Here is a 16234-nt window from a genome sequence, read left to right on the forward strand (position 1 = left end):
GTAGCAAGGGAGTCCTCCGACTGATGGCCAACAGCCTGAAAGATTTGGGCCTGAAAGGCCATTATACACAAAGAAAGTATCTTAAACTTCAGCAATATAAAACTTAAACTATTAGAATTCAGTTAATTAATCTTTTGACACGTATCGCTAGCTCGTTTGGATTAAACGGCTTGGGAACAAAATCAGCCACCCCCATGTTAAAGGCTTCCATCACAGTTCCCTCTTCATCCCCTAGTGCACTGAGCACGATGATGGGACATTCAGGGTATTTGTTTTTAGCGTATTCGATAATTTCGATACCACTTTTATACGGAACCATAATGTCCGTTATGATCAAATCAGGTTGGGATGCCTCTAAAGCCTCTACTCCTTTGTTACCATCCTCTGCTATGCATACGTTAAATCCTTCTTTCTTTAGTCGAAATTCAACCATTTTTAGAATCAATTGGTCATCTTCTATTACTAAAATATCCTTCATGTTGGTGTTTCGTGGGTAATACTTTTCCTAAAAGTATGTACTTTTTGGTACAATTCTAACTATAAATACTACTGGAATAGATATAAATAATCGACAAATATTTTTGTTAATAAAATATTGTATGTAATGCACTTAAATATGTTTTTCGGATTACAACCCTCCAAACAAAATTTGCATTGTGTCAAATAATACTACCTTTTAAAAAATAAACCGTTCAGTTTTTTGAATCTTTTGTTAGTTTAACGGCTTGTAAAAATTTTACTCAAACTCGTATATCCCAAATGTGTATGATTAAAAGATTGACCACTTTAATGTTATTGGTGGTGATGATTTGTTTTCTGGATACTCCATTGGCCATTGGCCAGAGCGACCAGACAGGACAAAGAAGAGTGACCGGCACCTATGTCATCACGAATGCCACCGTAATCACCCAGCCAGGAAAATGGCTCACATCAACCAGTATTGTGATCAAAGATGGTCTGATCACTGACATTGGCCAAAATGTCACTATTCCCGTTGAGGCGAAGACCATCTCAGGAGACTCGTTGTTTGTTTATGCCGGGTTTATTGACTTAGGAAGTGAAGCTGGAGTAAAAAGACCAGAAGAAGCCGAAAAGCCAGAACACTATGATCCGTCAAATCCCCCCAACGAGGTCGCGGGGATTACTCCTGAACGTTCCGTTTTGGACTATTGGGATGTGTCTGATGGTAGCATTGCTGAATGGCGGAAGGCGGGTTTTACCATTGCCCAACTGCTTCCAAAAGGTGAAATGCTGCCTGGAAAAACCGCTTTGGTGGTATTTGGCGATACAAAATCTACCAATGTATTGCAGGAATCCACAGGCCTATTTGCCCAATTTGAGACCGTTAGAGGTGTCTACCCCGGTACCACACTCGGACTCATGGCCAAGTACAGGGAATTATATAAAAATGCTGAACTGAAAAACCAACATGCCAAATTGTTCACCAGCAACGGTAATGGCATTAGCAGACCAGAAAAAGACAAAAGCCTGGAAGCCTTTTATCCGGTAATCAACAAACAGGTTCCTGTGGTCTTTGAAGCCAATGAGGAACTGGAAATTCGAAGGGTGCTTAAGTTACAGGAAGAACTAGGTTTTGATTTGGTCTTGATGGACCTTGAAGAAGGCTCCAACCTAAGTTCGGAATTGTTGGCAGCAAATGCTCACGTGGCGCTTTCCCTGTCCCTTCCTGACGACAAAGCCAAAGAAGCTGACTTAGAGGAGGCCACCGAAGAAGCTAAAGAAGCTCATAAGCGTGTAGTGGAAGAGTACGATGTGGCCTTGTCCCAGGCCGGAAAATTTGAAGAAGCGGGCGTAAAATTTGGCATTTCCACCAATCAGGTGAAAAAGGATGAAGTGTTAAAGAACCTTCGTCTCATGATCGATAATGGCCTTTCAGAAGAAGGTGCCTTGGCGGCGCTGACCACCCATCCTGCTGCTATCCTAGGAATTAGCAGTTTTGCCGGTACGATTGAGCAAGGGAAGTTGGCCAACTTGGTGTTGACTACCGATAGCCTCTTTTCGGAGGAAAGCAAAATCAATTACGTCATGGCCGACGGATATTTATATGAATATGATATTTCCAAATCCAATAAAGTCGCTGGTGACCCAACTGATTTGGTGGGGGAATGGAAATATACAGCTGAAACTCCAGGGGGTACTTCTGCTGGTGAAATTAGGTTTAAGGAAAGTTCAGGTAACCTAGCCGGGGAAATTGATGTCGATGACCCCAACGGAGGCGGTACCGTAACAAGGCCCTTGGAAAACATCAGTTTTGATGGCAAAAAGCTGAGCTTCACGTTTTCGATCCAAGTGCAGGGACAAAAGCTCACTGTTCAGTCCAAAGGGAAAGTGGAAGGAGATGACTTCAATGGAACCATCAGTATCCGAGACATGGGCGAGTTTTCGCTTACGGCTAAAAAAACACCTGATTTCAAATTCTAATTGATGAAGAAAATGAGGAAATTAACATATATCATTTGTTCGCTATGCTTGATAGCGACGCAGCACTTGGGAGCCCAAACACCAAAGGGCAATGTATTGATCAAAAATGCCACAGTCTTGACGGTGACCCAAGGGACATTGGAAAATACAGACGTATGGGTGCAAGACGGCATCATCAAGAAAGTGGGCCAAGACCTCTCTGCTTCCAAAGACGCAGAAACCATCGATGCCACCGGTAAATTTTTGATGCCCGGCATTATCGATGCACACTCCCACTTGGCCTTGGATGTGGTCAATGAAGCCACCGCACCGATTACCGCAGAAGTGGCCATCGCCGATGTCATCAATCCATTTGATGTGGGCATCTACAGGGCACTTGCTGGCGGAACCACCATTGCCCACGGCCTTCATGGGTCTGCCAATGCTATCGGCGGTCAAAGCATCACGATGAAGTACCGCTATGGTACCCGCAATCCGTCTGACCTGATCATGAAAGAAGCACCACGAACCATCAAGTTTGCTTTAGGTGAAAATCCGACAAGGGTTCATGGGCAAGGCAAGAACATCCAGCCACGCACCAGAATGGGCGTGGAAGCCATTATCCGTAACGGTTTCAATGAAGCCTTACAGTATGAGAAAAAATGGGAAGCCTACAACCAGGCAAAAGGACAAAAGAACAGTAAAGCCGTTCCTCCAGCGTACAATCTTCGCCTACAAACCTTGGCGGACATTCTCAATGGAGAGATCATCATCCACTGTCACTCCTACCGTGCCGATGAAATCTACATGCTGATCAACGTATGTAGGGATTTTGGCGTGGACAAGCTGGTCTTTACCCATGTGAATGAAGGATTTAAAGTAGCTCCTGAGCTCGCCAAATATACCATGGGAGCTTCAGTCTTCAGTGATTGGTGGGCTTATAAGTTTGAAGTTTATTATTCCACAGCTTACAATGCGGCCATCTTGACGGAAAATGGGGTAATCACTTCCATAAATTCTGACTCCGATGAACTTATCCGGCACTTGTACCATGAAGCAGCCAAAACCCAGCGATACGGGGGATTGTCAGATGAGCAAGCATTGGCCCTGATTACCATTAATCCTGCCAAGCAACTGGGAATCGATGAATATGTAGGCTCTATAGAGGAAGGAAAGCAAGGGGATTTGGTGATTTTTGATCATCATCCCTTATCTGTTTATGCTGTTCCACAAATGACTTTTGTGGACGGTATCAAGCAATTTGACATCAATGAAGATAAAGATGACCAGCGGCTAAAAGTAAGCCCTACTGAAAGGGTAGAGCCCGTATACCTCCAGGTAGAAGAAGAGAGCTGTATGCACGGTGTTGAGCTGTTTACCGAAGGGACGGTTTTGCACCACTCGTACTAACATAGTTCATTGATTATTAAAAAATTAAATAACATATGAAGAAATTTAATTTAACCATATATTTCCTTTTGCTGCTGTTATTTCCTGTGTGCAGCTATGGACAGATCGAGGGAGAAGTATTAAAACCGCAAAACGGAAAATTTTTACTTAAGGGCGGCACTGTGGTCACCGTTACGAACGGTATCATGGAAAACACCAGTGTTTTACTGGAAGATGGAAAGATCAAAGCCATTGGTACGGGAATAGATGCGGGAGATGCCACCGTTATCGATTGCACTGATCACTATGTGTATCCAGGAATGATTGATAGCGGGACACGATTGGGCTTGGTAGAAGTAGGTTCCTTGGCCGAAACCCAAGATTATGCTGAAATTGGCAATGTCACTCCGAATATGCAAGCCTTAACGGCCATCAATCCTAATTCAGTAGCCATTCCTGTTACGCGGGTAAGTGGCGTCACCACCGCCCTTTCTGTACCTTCCGGTGGACTGTTTCCTGGGACGGCCGCCTTGATCAACCTAAATGGCTATACGCCCGATCAAATGTATACTGGATTCAAAGGGATTCCGATGAATTTCCCTACTTCTGCCAGAAGAGGACGGTGGGATCGTCGATCCGACGAAGAAATTGAAAAAGATGCCAGGGAAGCCCTGAAGAACATCAACGAGATTTGGGAAAGGGCCACCACTTACATGAAACTCGAAGATGCGGATGCTTCTTTGACCTATTATCCAGAAATGGAACAATTGGCCAAAGCGGTGCGAGGAGATTTGCCGTTATTGATTGAAGTCAATAAAGCAGAAGATATCCTGAAAGCCCTTGAATGGATCAAAGAAAAAGAAGTCAAAAAAGCAGTGTTGACGGGTGTATCAGAAGGATTCAGAGTGGCCGAAAAGATTGCTGATGCTGGAATCGCGGTGATTACAGGACCGGTATTGGCATTACCTTCCCGGTCTTCTGACCGCTATGATGCAGCTTACAGCAACCCCGGTAAAATGCACAAAGCCGGTGTAAAAGTAGCCATCAGGACATCTGACACCGAAAATGTACGGAATCTGCCCTTCAATGCAGGTTTTGCAGCAGCCTATGGCATGGGCAAGGAAGAAGCTTTAAAGGCCATTACAATAGTACCAGCTGAAATTTTCGGAGTAGATGACCACCTTGGAAGCATCGAAGAAGGAAAAAGTGCGACGGTATTTGTAGCGGACGGAGATCCTTTCGAAACCAAAACCCAGATCAAGCATGTCTTTATCGATGGATACAAAATTCCAATGACAAGTAGGCATATACGGCTTTATCAGGAATTTTTGGAAAGAAACCCAGGCTTAGAAAAATAAACAGAATCCCCGGTGAACTTTCCGGGGATTTGTTTTATTTAGTAATTGAAACAACAACGTTTAGCAAGGATGAAATACATCAATACATTGAGGATATCCGGGTTTCTATTGCTTATCGGTCTAATGGTAGGTTGCCAGCCTGGCGAAGATAAAACGACGGATGTATCACCACTCATCAATCAAATCAAGGAAGGTTTTGCACCAGACAAGCGCGTTGCGCTGTTTGATATTGAATATGAGCAAGACACCCTGAAAGGGCAAACCAATTTGCCAGATGCGTTGGATGAATTGACCAAAAAGATGGACAGTGCCGGTATTTCTTATACCAATTCCGTCCAACTCCTTCCTGAAGCTTCACTTGAAGGCAAGACCTACGGTGTGGTAACCATCTCGGTAGCCAATATCAGAAGTGCTCCCAAACATTCTGCTGAATTGGCTACTCAAGCTACCATGGGCACTCCCCTAAATGTGCTGAAAAAAGACGGCAGTTGGTACCTGGTACAGACACCAGACCAGTATATCTCTTGGGTGGATGCTGCAGGAATCGAAGTGATGGACAAAAAGGCATTTGACCAATGGGAAAACAGTCCGAAGGTGGTTTTTACGGGACTTCTGGGATATGTTTATGAAAGTGAGGATAAATCCATGATGGTTTCTGATTTGACTGCTGGCAACTTATTACGACAGGTGGCAGAAGATCAAAACCATTATCAAGTGGCTTTGCCGGATGGTCGACAAGGTTTTTTGGATAAGAATTTGGCCATGCCGTTTGACGAATGGATCACCAGCCGTTCCCTTAGTGACCAGAACTTGATCAGTACTGCCAAGAATATGATGGGAGTCCCTTACCTCTGGGGAGGAACATCCATCAAAGGGGTGGATTGTAGCGGATTTACCAAGACCGTTTATTTTCTTAATGGCCAAGTGATCCCAAGAGATGCTTCGCAGCAAGTTCATGAAGGTGAGTTGGTGGATACGGAGAAAAACTGGGATAAATTGGAAGTGGGTGATTTGCTCTTTTTCGGAAGAAAAGCCACTGGAGATCGGCCAGAGCGGATTGTTCATGTTGGCATGTGGATAGGAAATGATTCGTTTATCCATTCCAGAGGAAGGGTGCGCATCAGTAGTTTCGATCCTGACAGCCCCAATTATGATGAATATGAGTTGGGGCGGTACCTGAGAACTAAACGCATCCGACAAGTGCCCAGTGAACATATCATAGAAGTATCCAAAGCGATGAATTAAGTTACGCTAGCAATAAATAAATGCTGGGTACGTTAAAGTATTATTACCGGTCGGTAAAGAAATCGTTGCTTATCTTATTTAACTAAAAGGTTGAATAAGCTTTGCCCTCTTCCATCTTTTGGGAGAGGGCTTTTGCTTTTTATGCAATACCGTTTTATGGGTCAAGGGGAAAATTGAGAACAAGCCCATTTAGATGGCTAACCATTTCTTTCCATAATACGGATATTCACTCGCCTAGTCCGTATTTGAAATGCGGACTAGGCGAGTGAATGCCCTATTAATATGGACTGACCCAAAAGTTGGAGACAGCCAGTTTGCTTAATGTTAAATCACGGATAAACCCGCATTACGCACTAGCCTATCTATTTCAATTACTTTCCGCCACTGTAAAGCTCAAATTTCAATAAGCGGCAATCGATGGTTCCATTAAAGAATTCTATTTTTCTGCTGGGCCGTAAGCCAATTCTTTTGCCAAGCTTAAGGTTTCCGGTAAAGATATACCCCGTGTAGCCGGGACACTGTTGCTTCATAAAATCACCTATTCGTTTATAGGTGTTGACCAATTCTTCCTCCTCTCCTAGCCTTTCACCGTACTCCGGGTTAAAGAAAACTACACCGTTTTCGGGTTCAGGAACGGTGGTTTCTGCAAAATCCACCACTTCAAAGGTGATGTGATCCGACACATTGGCCACTTTGGCATTTTCCTCGGCAGCATATATCGCCCTTTCACTGATATCAGAGGCCACAAATGCTACTGAAATATTATCATTTATTTTGCCTTTTAATTGCTCCTTAAGCAAGAGATAATTTTCTTCTTGATAGCCTTTGATGTGCATAAAGGAATAGTGATCCCTAAACAGTCCCGGAAAGCGATTAGTCGCCATCAAAGCGGCTTCAATTACCAATGTACCGGCACCACACATTGGATTGACAAATGGCCCTTTTCGGTCCCATTCACTGGCCAAAATGGTCGCTGCAGCCAGGTTTTCTACCATTGGCGCCATCCAAGGCAGTTTCCGATAGCCCCTTTTAGAGAGGGTTTCCCCAGAAGTATTGATGAACATGGAGGCCTGCTTTTCTCTCCAATAAAGCTGAAAGACCGCTCCATTGAAATCCGCACCGGTATCTGGTCTTTTGCCGGTATGCTCCCGGAAACGATCCACTATGGCGTCCTTGACTTTTACATTTACGAAAAGTGGATTGTTGACACTTTCATTTTCTACATGACTGACCACCGAAAAATAAGTGTCATTTTCTATGTATTCTTCCCAAGGGATATTCTTCACCCGACGATAGATGTCTCGGGCATGGTGCAGGTAAAAAGACTTGATTTCAAAAAGCACATGACTGGCCACTCGCAGGTGCATATTGAGGTATATGCATTCATTCATGCTGGCATTTACCTCAATACTGGTGCGATCCACCTTTACCGGTTTAAATCCATGCTCGATCAACTCTTGCTCTAGATATGGTGCAAATCGATCCTTACAGGTAACAATTACCCTCCCCTTTTGGTCAAAATTATTCATGGCACAAAAGTAACTTTTTTGATGGAGTTTTTAACCAATAATTACGGATATCACCTTGTCACACGTAAGGGTTATGGGCATAGCCAAAGATTAAAAGTCAGTGGAGGCATCAGGAATGTCAAGTGATTTAATCCAAATGTTACGATACAGCACATCATGGCCTTCGGCTTGAAGTTTGATCCCGCCAGGCCGGTCAGTAATGCCCTTCCCACCGTCATTGCCACCATCCAAACCCGAATTTGGGCCACCCCAAACTTGCTGAATGAATTCATCGGCATGTACTTTTACACCGTTAAAGTACATGGTCATCAAGGCTTTTTCGACAAGTGCTCCAGATTCATTAAACCGAGCTGCCCGAAAGACAATATCATATGCATTCCACTTGCCCAAGCCTTGATAGAGCTGGTACGGAGCTGCTTTTTCATTGATAATGGCCGCCATGCCATGGCTGGTCGAGTCTCCATCCAGCACTTGGATTTCATAGCGGTTTTGGAGGTATACACCACTGTTTCCACCTTCATGTTCAATCAGAAACTCAATGTGCAGCCTAAAATCCTTAAACTTCTCCTTGGTGACAATGTCCGCTGCACCATATTTTCCATTGGCTGCTGCTAAATCATTGGTGTTAAGCGCGGTACCGTCCGAAACAGGATCCTTAACGATTTTCCACTTGATTGGGGGAACGGCCGATAACCTTGGGCCCTCCCAATATTCCCATTTTTCGTCTAACATCTCCCTACTCCCGTCAAATAGCCACTGGGCATCGACGGGTTTTTCTATTCCAACTCCGACCGATTGACCGTAAGTCAATGGGCACAAAAAAGGAAGTATAAGACAAACAAACAAAGATAAAATCGTACGATGGTTCATCAGGAAACGGTTTTAGTGGATAGTAGGAATAAGGTATTCATAATTCTTGGGAAACTGCTGTTTTGCTGGATTTTTTGTTCAAATCAAAGTCAATCAACGCCTCAAAGGCCCTTCTCCAGGGCAATTCAATGTTCAAATCATGCACTTCAACTTTACCAGCAAAATTACACCGGATGATGTTCTCCACACTGGGATGTAACCTGTCCAAGGCCATATTTTTCGCTATGGCCAATTTTTCATCCGACAATAGGCTTGCATTGGTATGTCCATCACCGAAGTAGGTTTTATAGTCGGCTCTCACCGTATTATTGTAGACATAATCATTTATGACACGATGAATGGTAAACCAATACTGTGGCAAATATGTCCCATTGGAGCCTTCATTACGGGAGAGTGAGGCTTGACGTGCATGGTATAGCATGCCTTGGGGCAATGCTGTTCCCAGCGTATTGCCAGCCGTATTCCATGACGCATAACCATAGAGCTTGGATAAATGACCCTGTGCGATCAGTCCTTCGGTGAAAGTTTTTGCTCCACCTTGGACGTTTCCCACTGGATCAATGTCTGATATGATTACCTTTTGTCCCCTTTCAAGGGCTTGGTTAATTTTGCGCAGAAAGCGGACGGTTTCTTTTGGATTGTTTCTGGAAGTGTACACAAACCAATCGAGTGTTAAAGGGGAACTTTCTTCCACAAAGGTTCCGCCAGCACACGTGATCATTTGGAGGATGGTTTCACTCAGCACTTGGTCCTCAAAGGGCATTACTTGATTTTTGGCTTTTTTTGAGGAATAATGAATGCTGACGACAGGTATTAAGCCCTGTTTGTTATTGACCAACCTACTGAGTAATAGCATAGCGACTTCATCAGTCCCTGCCTGGATGGCTATTTTATCCTTTAGGCCGGACGTAGCCACTTTTCTGGCCAAGGACTCCCTCTCTGATACATGAAGGCCCGCTGGCTTTGCATCATCTTGGGAAAGAACGAGGAAATCTATATATCCCGCTTTCACCCAATCGATCATAGTACTGTTTATCAAATGATTACGACTTCGTGCAGCTTTATAATCTTGAATTGCCTTTTCAGGTATTTGTTGCTGTAACGCCTCCTTTTCAGGGGAAGGTTGAGTAGCTGCCCACGCGGCCAGTTTCTCCCGGTAGTCATCGTTTGTCCCATCTGCTGTAGGTGCCAAACGCATAATCACGCTTTGCATGAACACCGGTACGGCTGGGTAATTTTCCTTAAACTGTTTCACCAGTGCCAATCGATCCAATGCTTTTGAAGGACTTACAGCGTATTTTCGGCTCGCAACCAAGCCTCCATAGGCCAGCATATCTGCCACAATGATCACCCCGTCTACGGTTTTCAAAGGTTGTTCATTTATCCAGCCCATGATCGCATCCGTATCTCCTGCGGTTTCCAGATTGCCGAGCATTGATGCTGGTGGCGTGATGATCTCCAAGTCCGCAATTTGGCCCATTCTCACCGGAAATTGTAAACAGGGCGGGCGATTGTCTAAGGGAATGAGCAGCACCCTGTCTTTGGCTGAAAGCTCCAAAACATTACTAATAAGCACTGAAAACAGCAAGGCAAACACACGGATGATTTTCATATCGGCTGATGAAACAGTTTTTCCTCCAAAATAAAGAAAAGCCACTAATTATAAAACAGTGGCTTTTCCAAGTGTACAATTGCTTTAGGAAATCAATGGTGGTGTCCACCTTCCCCTTTTTGCATCTCGGCTTGCAGGTAGTAGGCTTTATTCAAGACAAAGATTTTCTTGGAATCCTCTTTGTTCATAAACCTGAGCGAAACCCACCCATCTTCTTGACTAACAACTATGACTTCGGTTTTTTCAAATTGCCAAGCATCTTGATGTTTCTTGGCAGAAAAGAGAAAATTCCGCTCATTATCGCTTACAACAGCCTCCTCTGGAACGGCATATTGGCTGGTTTCATCGGTAATTACTTGGCCTCTTACATACATGCCCGGAATCAAAAGCCCCTTTTTATTTTCGATTTCAGCGTGAATATGAACCGCTTTTGGCTTGGATTCAAAGGATTTGCCGACAGCATAAACCTTGGCGATCAGCTCCTCATCTGGCAAGGTTTCTACTGTAAAACGCACTTTTTGACCTTCTTTTACCTTGCTCACATCTTTTTCAAAAACCATTAGATCTGCATGAATATGATGGATATTGACCACCTCAAACATCTCGTATTCCGGTCCTACATACTGTCCCGTTTTGACATGAACTTCCTTAATATATCCCGAAATGGGACTTTTGACCGGAATACGATCAATGATCTTTCCCTCCCGGATGGTGGCGGGATCCAGGTCAAGTAACCTTAGTTGACTTTCCTGGCCACTCACCGAAGCACGTAAAGTGGCAAGTTCCGTCGCCGTTTTTTGCATGTCCCTTCCGGCGCCCACTTCGGCTTCATAAAGGGTATTTTGACGCTCAAATTCCTTTTGAAGGTATTCCACCTGATGCCAGCTTTGGGCATATTCCGATTGGATTTTGATCAATTCAGGGTGAGAAAGGTAAGCCAAGACCTGACCTTTTTGCACCTTGTCCCCTTCAATGATGCGTATATCCATTACATTGGCACCAATATATGCCGTCACAGCTGCTTCATTTTGCGGGGGAACTTCCAGGACCCCGTTTACTTCCACCAGTTGTGTCATGTTACGTTTCTGAACGGTATCCATGGTGAGCTCCAATGCCGTTACTTGGTGATCCGTTAGGTGTACTTCTGCTTCGTGCGGATCTTCTTCGTTCCCATGAGGTGCAGCCTTTTTGTTATCATTACAGGCGGATAAGGGAAGCAGGGCCATCATGGCCAAAAAGACCATCCCTCGAATCCATTTTCCTTTGTTTAGGTAGTCGTTTATATGAATTATGCGCTTAGTACTCATCTTGTTTTGGGGTTGAATGCGTGTAATACTGTAAGGTGATTTTACTCAGGAGGTATGCTTTTAGCGAATCCTGTGCTTGTTGTTCGATCGTCAGTGCATCATTGATGTTTTGGAGAAAGGTTACGTAATCGATCGCTCCCTCTTGATAGGCCAACAAGGCTCCACGTTCTTGTTCTTTCGCCAATGGAAGGGCTTCAGACTCATAAAACTCAACAGCACTTTTCCATTTCAGGAATTGTTCCCTTGCCGCATCCATCGCCACGTTCAATTCCATTTTGGTTTGCAGTAATTTTTGGTTCGCTTGTTTTACTTCCAACTTTGCCGAGCGGACATCTGCTTGGTTTTGGTGAAATGCCAACGGTATACTGATGCCTAGCTGGAAGGTGGTAAAGCCCGAGATACCCTGAATTTCCTGTAGGCCATATTGGGCATATAATTTAGGCAAGTAACCCGTTTTGGCCACTTTTACGCCTTGTGCTGCTACTGCTTGATCCCGCTTAGCCAATAACACTTGCGGATGCTCCACCATATCATTTATGTCTTGACCAAGGGTCAATAGGTTACTTGGATCATTCGCTTGGACGGTAAAAAGAGTGTCACTAACCAGCCAAAGGTTAAACTTTTTCAGGCTGATCAGGTAATCTTTATGGCTTTGCTCCTTCTGAATGGCTACTTGTTTGGCCTTATTCTGTGCACTTAACCATTCTAATTTACTAGTGGTCTGGGTCTCATACCGGATACGCGCCGCCCGTTCAAAGTGACCATACAAAGAATCCATTTTATCCAGTAGGGCATACTGCTGCTTGGCCAAGTAAGCCTCTACAAACGCAATGCTTACTTCCCGCGTTAAGGCGGCCGCGGACAACTCTTTGGAAGCTTCTGCCCATGAGACTTTCTCTTGTTGGTAAGTACTCTTGGCGGATATTCCGAAAATGTCCATCTGTTGCTGTTGGATGCCGATGGTGGTATAAACGCCCAAATCGTCTTTCACCTCCTCTCCTCCTGTGTAAACCTGCGTGTTCCCAAAGTCCCAGGCCTTCTTCTTTAGGACCGTCTGCTTTTCGATCTCAAGCTGGGCGTGCTCCAATAATGGATAGCGCTCATGGGCTCGAGCGATGGCTTCGTCCAAGGTGATGGGTTGGCTCTGGGCCATATTTTGGGCATCACTTCTTGTGGGCAGTAAAAACGCTCCCCACAAAACCATCAATATTAATCCTGCTTTTGGTGCTTTCATATTGTTTTGGGATGATTCTAACCATTGATAAAGGATAGGGATAAGGAAAAGGGTAAGCAAAGTAGCTGTTAGCAAACCGCCAATCACCACCGTGGCCAATGGCCGCTGTACTTCTGCTCCGGCGGATTGGGAAATGGCCATCGGCAAAAAGCCCAAAATATCCGTTACAGCGGTCAGCAGAATGGGCCTTATCCTTCTTTTGGTACCCGTTTTTATCCGCTCCAAAAGGGATAAGTGACCTGCTTCTTTGAGTTCGTTAAGGCCATTGATAAGGACCAAGCCGTTTAGGACCGCCACACCAAACAATACGATAAAGCCGACCCCGGCAGAGATGCTGAAAGGCATGTCTCTAAGCCACAAAGCACCGATACCTCCTACGGCAGCCAGTGGAATGGCCATATAAATCATCAGTGTCTGTTTGAGGGAATTTAAGGCAAAAAATATCAAGATAAAGATGCTGGCCAACGCCACGGGAACGACTAACTGAAGCCGCTTGGACGCCCTCTCAAAATTCTCAAAGGCTCCTCCATAGCGAATGTAATATCCCGGAGGAAGTTCCAGTGAATCCTCAAGTGTATCCTGTATCTCTTTCACCAGTGAGGCAACGTCCCGTCCGCGTACATTGATCCCCACATAAGTACGACGGTTGGTATTGTCTCTGCTGATCTGCATAGGGCCAGGTTTATAGCTGATTTCAGCCACTTCCTTTAGTGGAATCTGATAATCCTCTGAAATATTCACATACAGATTTTTGATGTCTTCAATGCTCTTTCTACTCGAAGCATCCTGCCTGATGACCAAATCGAATCGTTTTTCTCCTTCGAATACCGCTCCAGCACTTTTTCCGGCAAATGCCGTCTGGACAATGGTATTGAGTGCCGAAACGTCCAAATCATATTGCGCCAGCTTTTCCCGATCATAGCGAATAGTCATTTGTGGCAAGCCCGTGGTTGCTTCTACCCTTAAATCTGCTACCCCGTCTATGCCTTGGATCAGTTGCCCGATGCTATTGGCTTTGGCCGCTAAAATGTCCAAATCTTCCCCAAACAACTTAATGGCGATGTCTTCTCTCACACCTGTAAGCAGCTCATTAAACCGCATTTCTATGGGTTGTGTAAACTCGTAATTGACACCGGGAATCACGCTGATTTTAGCTTTGATCTTTTCGATCAGCTCTTCCTTAGAGGAGGCCGATACCCATTCATCCTGTGGTTTTAGGATCACAAAACAATCTCCAATATCCATTGGCATGGGATCAGTGGGCACATCTGCCACCCCGAAACGGCTCATCACCTGCTCTACTTCCGGAAAGTTTTCAAGGATGATCTTTTCGACACGCGTGGAAGTAGCTACCGACTCCGATAGTGAGCTGCCGGGAGCGAGCATAATATGAAAAGCTATGTCTCCTTCATCCAGTTGTGGGATAAATTCTCCTCCCATGTTTTTAAAGAGAAAGCAAGTTGTCCCAAACAGCACAATGGCCATTCCCACAATCCATTTCCCCTTCTTCAACGCTTGCTCCAAAAGTGGAACGTACTTAGATTCCAGCCACATGATGACCTTGTCACCCCAGCTTTTTCGGGTCGGCTTGGCCACTCGAATAAAAGCAGCAGACATCATGGGCACATAGGTAAGGCAAAGGATCATGGCGCCAAGCATGGCAAAAATAAACGTCAATGCCATGGGCCGGAACATTTTTCCTTCCACCCCTTCAAGGGCCAAAATGGGCAAGAAAACGATGAGAATGATCAGCTGCCCAAAAAAAGCAGCATTCATCATCTTTTTGGAAGCTAAGGCCGCTTGCTTATCCCGGTCTTTGGCAGTCATCAACTTCGTTGTGGGTATTTTTTGGTGCAAATAATACACGGAACTTTCCACAATGATGACGGCACCATCGACGATTATCCCAAAATCTATCGCCCCAAGGCTCATAAGGTTTGCCCATACCCCGAAAGCATTCATCATGATAAAGGCAAACAGCAAGCTCAGTGGAATGGTAGAAGCCACAATCAATCCCCCTCTCCAATTTCCCAGCAGCAAAACCAATACAAAGACCACAATTAATCCTCCTTCCAATAAGTTGGTGCTGACGGTGGCAGTGGTTTCTTTGACCAAGTCGCTGCGATCCAAAAATGGTTTGATCCGCACTCCTTCAGGCAGACTTTGTTGGATTTGATTGATCCGTTCCTTTACGGCTGTAATTACTTTTTCGGAATTTGCCCCTTTTAGCATAAGGATCATACCGCCTACAGCCTCTCCTTTGCCATTTTTGGTAAATGCTCCATAGCGAACCGCATGGCCAAACCTTACCTCCGCTACATCTTTTATTTTGAGAGGAATACCATTTTGGTTGGCGACGGTGATGTTTCGGATGTCATCCAGGCTTCTGACCAATCCTTCTCCACGGATAAAGTTGGCATGGTGGTTTCGTTCGATGTAGGCTCCACCAGTATTTTGATTGTTCTTTGCTAAAGCGGCATAAATATCACTTATACTGATACCGATTGCGCTCAGTTCATCTGGATCGACCGCCACTTCATATTGCTTTATTTTCCCTCCAAAGGCATTCACCTCAACGACCCCAGGGACCATTGCCATCTGTCGCTTGACGATCCAGTCCTGAATCGTCCGCAGTTGTGTAAGGGTATAGTGGTCGCGGAAAGCACTATCTACCTCCAGGGTGTACTGGTATATTTCTCCCAGACCGGTACTGATGGGCCCCATGCTGGGTTTGCCAAAGCCATCTGGTATTTCGTCCCGGACCTGGTTTAGCTTCTCTGCTACCAGCTGCCTGGGCAAATAGGTGCCTTGATCATCCTCAAAAACGATGGTCACCACGGATAAGCCAAACCGGGAAACGGACCTGACTTCTTTTACCCCCGGTAGGTTGGCCATCGCCAGTTCCACCGGATAGGTAACAAACTGCTCAATATCTTCGGTACCTAAGTTAGGTGCTTGGGTGATGACTTGTACCTGATTATTGGTAATATCAGGTACAGCGTCTATCGGAACTTGCAGCATACTCCAAACCCCAAGACCTATTAATGCCAAGGTAAAAAGTCCGATAATGAGCTTATTTTTAATTGAAAATGTAATAAGCCTATTGATCATGTCAATGATTTTTTGATTTGAAAGGACATCACAGGAAACCATAGGGCTCCATGCATGACACTATGGTTGTAAAAGAAAACAAAAGGATGTCTCGAATTGAATTCGTGAAGGATCGCTGATAGTGTGACGTTAACCGACTGCTACATGACGCTGTACAG

General features: G+C 44.8%; 10 protein-coding genes. 4 read left to right on the forward strand and 6 right to left on the reverse strand.

The annotated features are described in order from the left end of the window. Positions 1 to 118 precede the first annotated feature (118 nt). Positions 119 to 478 (reverse strand): response regulator transcription factor, encoded by a 360-nt coding sequence (locus tag ECHVI_RS17575; protein WP_015267372.1) that lies wholly within the window; start codon positions 476 to 478, stop codon positions 119 to 121. 287 nt (positions 479 to 765) lie between these two features. On the opposite strand from ECHVI_RS17575, the gene ECHVI_RS17580 reads away from it, so the two are divergent. The 4 genes from ECHVI_RS17580 (at position 766) to ECHVI_RS17595 (ending at position 6413) form a co-directional block, all read left to right on the forward strand. Further along, positions 766 to 2442 carry an amidohydrolase family protein gene (locus ECHVI_RS17580; protein ID WP_041738828.1) on the forward strand — a complete coding sequence of 559 codons (1677 nt, stop codon included), beginning with the start codon at positions 766 to 768 and terminating at the stop codon, positions 2440 to 2442. A gap of 12 nt (positions 2443 to 2454) precedes the next feature. Beyond that, positions 2455 to 3831, forward strand: coding sequence for an amidohydrolase family protein (locus ECHVI_RS17585; protein ID WP_015267374.1), 1377 nt, complete (start codon positions 2455 to 2457; stop codon positions 3829 to 3831). Between the two features lie 35 nt (positions 3832 to 3866). Beyond that, positions 3867 to 5168 carry an amidohydrolase family protein gene (locus ECHVI_RS17590; RefSeq protein WP_015267375.1) on the forward strand — a complete coding sequence of 434 codons (1302 nt, stop codon included), beginning with the start codon at positions 3867 to 3869 and terminating at the stop codon, positions 5166 to 5168. 69 nt (positions 5169 to 5237) lie between these two features. Next, entirely contained in the window at positions 5238 to 6413 is a 1176-nt protein-coding gene (locus tag ECHVI_RS17595; protein WP_015267376.1) for a C40 family peptidase, read from the forward strand. A gap of 371 nt (positions 6414 to 6784) precedes the next feature. Here the strand turns inward: ECHVI_RS17595 and ECHVI_RS17600 are convergent, their stop codons facing one another. From ECHVI_RS17600 to ECHVI_RS17620, 5 genes are all read right to left on the reverse strand, one after another. Then, positions 6785 to 7942, reverse strand: coding sequence for a THUMP domain-containing class I SAM-dependent RNA methyltransferase (locus tag ECHVI_RS17600; protein WP_015267377.1), 1158 nt, complete (start codon positions 7940 to 7942; stop codon positions 6785 to 6787). A 90-nt stretch (positions 7943 to 8032) separates the two neighbouring features. Then, positions 8033 to 8812 (reverse strand): 3-keto-disaccharide hydrolase, encoded by a 780-nt coding sequence (locus tag ECHVI_RS17605; RefSeq protein WP_015267378.1) that lies wholly within the window; start codon positions 8810 to 8812, stop codon positions 8033 to 8035. Positions 8813 to 8849: 37 nt separating this feature from the next. Beyond that, positions 8850 to 10424 (reverse strand): DUF4127 family protein, encoded by a 1575-nt coding sequence (locus tag ECHVI_RS17610; RefSeq protein WP_015267379.1) that lies wholly within the window; start codon positions 10422 to 10424, stop codon positions 8850 to 8852. A gap of 92 nt (positions 10425 to 10516) precedes the next feature. After that, on the reverse strand, positions 10517 to 11731 hold the full coding sequence (locus ECHVI_RS17615) for an efflux RND transporter periplasmic adaptor subunit (protein WP_245553361.1): 1215 nt from the start codon (positions 11729 to 11731) through the stop codon (positions 10517 to 10519). Next, complete coding sequence (locus tag ECHVI_RS17620) at positions 11721 to 16076, reverse strand: CusA/CzcA family heavy metal efflux RND transporter (RefSeq protein WP_015267381.1); 4356 nt, start codon at positions 16074 to 16076, stop codon at positions 11721 to 11723. Before ECHVI_RS17620 ends, ECHVI_RS17615 begins: the two co-directional genes overlap by 11 nt. Positions 16077 to 16234: the final 158 nt, after the last annotated feature.

Source organism: Echinicola vietnamensis DSM 17526 (assembly GCF_000325705.1).
GTDB lineage: Bacteria > Bacteroidota > Bacteroidia > Cytophagales > Cyclobacteriaceae > Echinicola > Echinicola vietnamensis.

What these genes read in the sequence shown, in the direction of transcription:
- ECHVI_RS17575 (WP_015267372.1), bottom strand. Translation starts at nt 478, where the DNA reads ATGAAGGATATTTTAGTAATAGAAGATGACCAATTGATTCTAAAAATG.
- ECHVI_RS17580 (WP_041738828.1), top strand. Translation starts at nt 766, where the DNA reads ATGATTAAAAGATTGACCACTTTAATGTTATTGGTGGTGATGATTTGT.
- ECHVI_RS17585 (WP_015267374.1), top strand. Translation starts at nt 2,455, where the DNA reads ATGAGGAAATTAACATATATCATTTGTTCGCTATGCTTGATAGCGACG.
- ECHVI_RS17590 (WP_015267375.1), top strand. Translation starts at nt 3,867, where the DNA reads ATGAAGAAATTTAATTTAACCATATATTTCCTTTTGCTGCTGTTATTT.
- ECHVI_RS17595 (WP_015267376.1), top strand. Translation starts at nt 5,238, where the DNA reads ATGAAATACATCAATACATTGAGGATATCCGGGTTTCTATTGCTTATC.
- ECHVI_RS17600 (WP_015267377.1), bottom strand. Translation starts at nt 7,942, where the DNA reads ATGAATAATTTTGACCAAAAGGGGAGGGTAATTGTTACCTGTAAGGAT.
- ECHVI_RS17605 (WP_015267378.1), bottom strand. Translation starts at nt 8,812, where the DNA reads ATGAACCATCGTACGATTTTATCTTTGTTTGTTTGTCTTATACTTCCT.
- ECHVI_RS17610 (WP_015267379.1), bottom strand. Translation starts at nt 10,424, where the DNA reads ATGAAAATCATCCGTGTGTTTGCCTTGCTGTTTTCAGTGCTTATTAGT.
- ECHVI_RS17615 (WP_245553361.1), bottom strand. Translation starts at nt 11,731, where the DNA reads ATGAGTACTAAGCGCATAATTCATATAAACGACTACCTAAACAAAGGA.
- ECHVI_RS17620 (WP_015267381.1), bottom strand. Translation starts at nt 16,076, where the DNA reads ATGATCAATAGGCTTATTACATTTTCAATTAAAAATAAGCTCATTATC.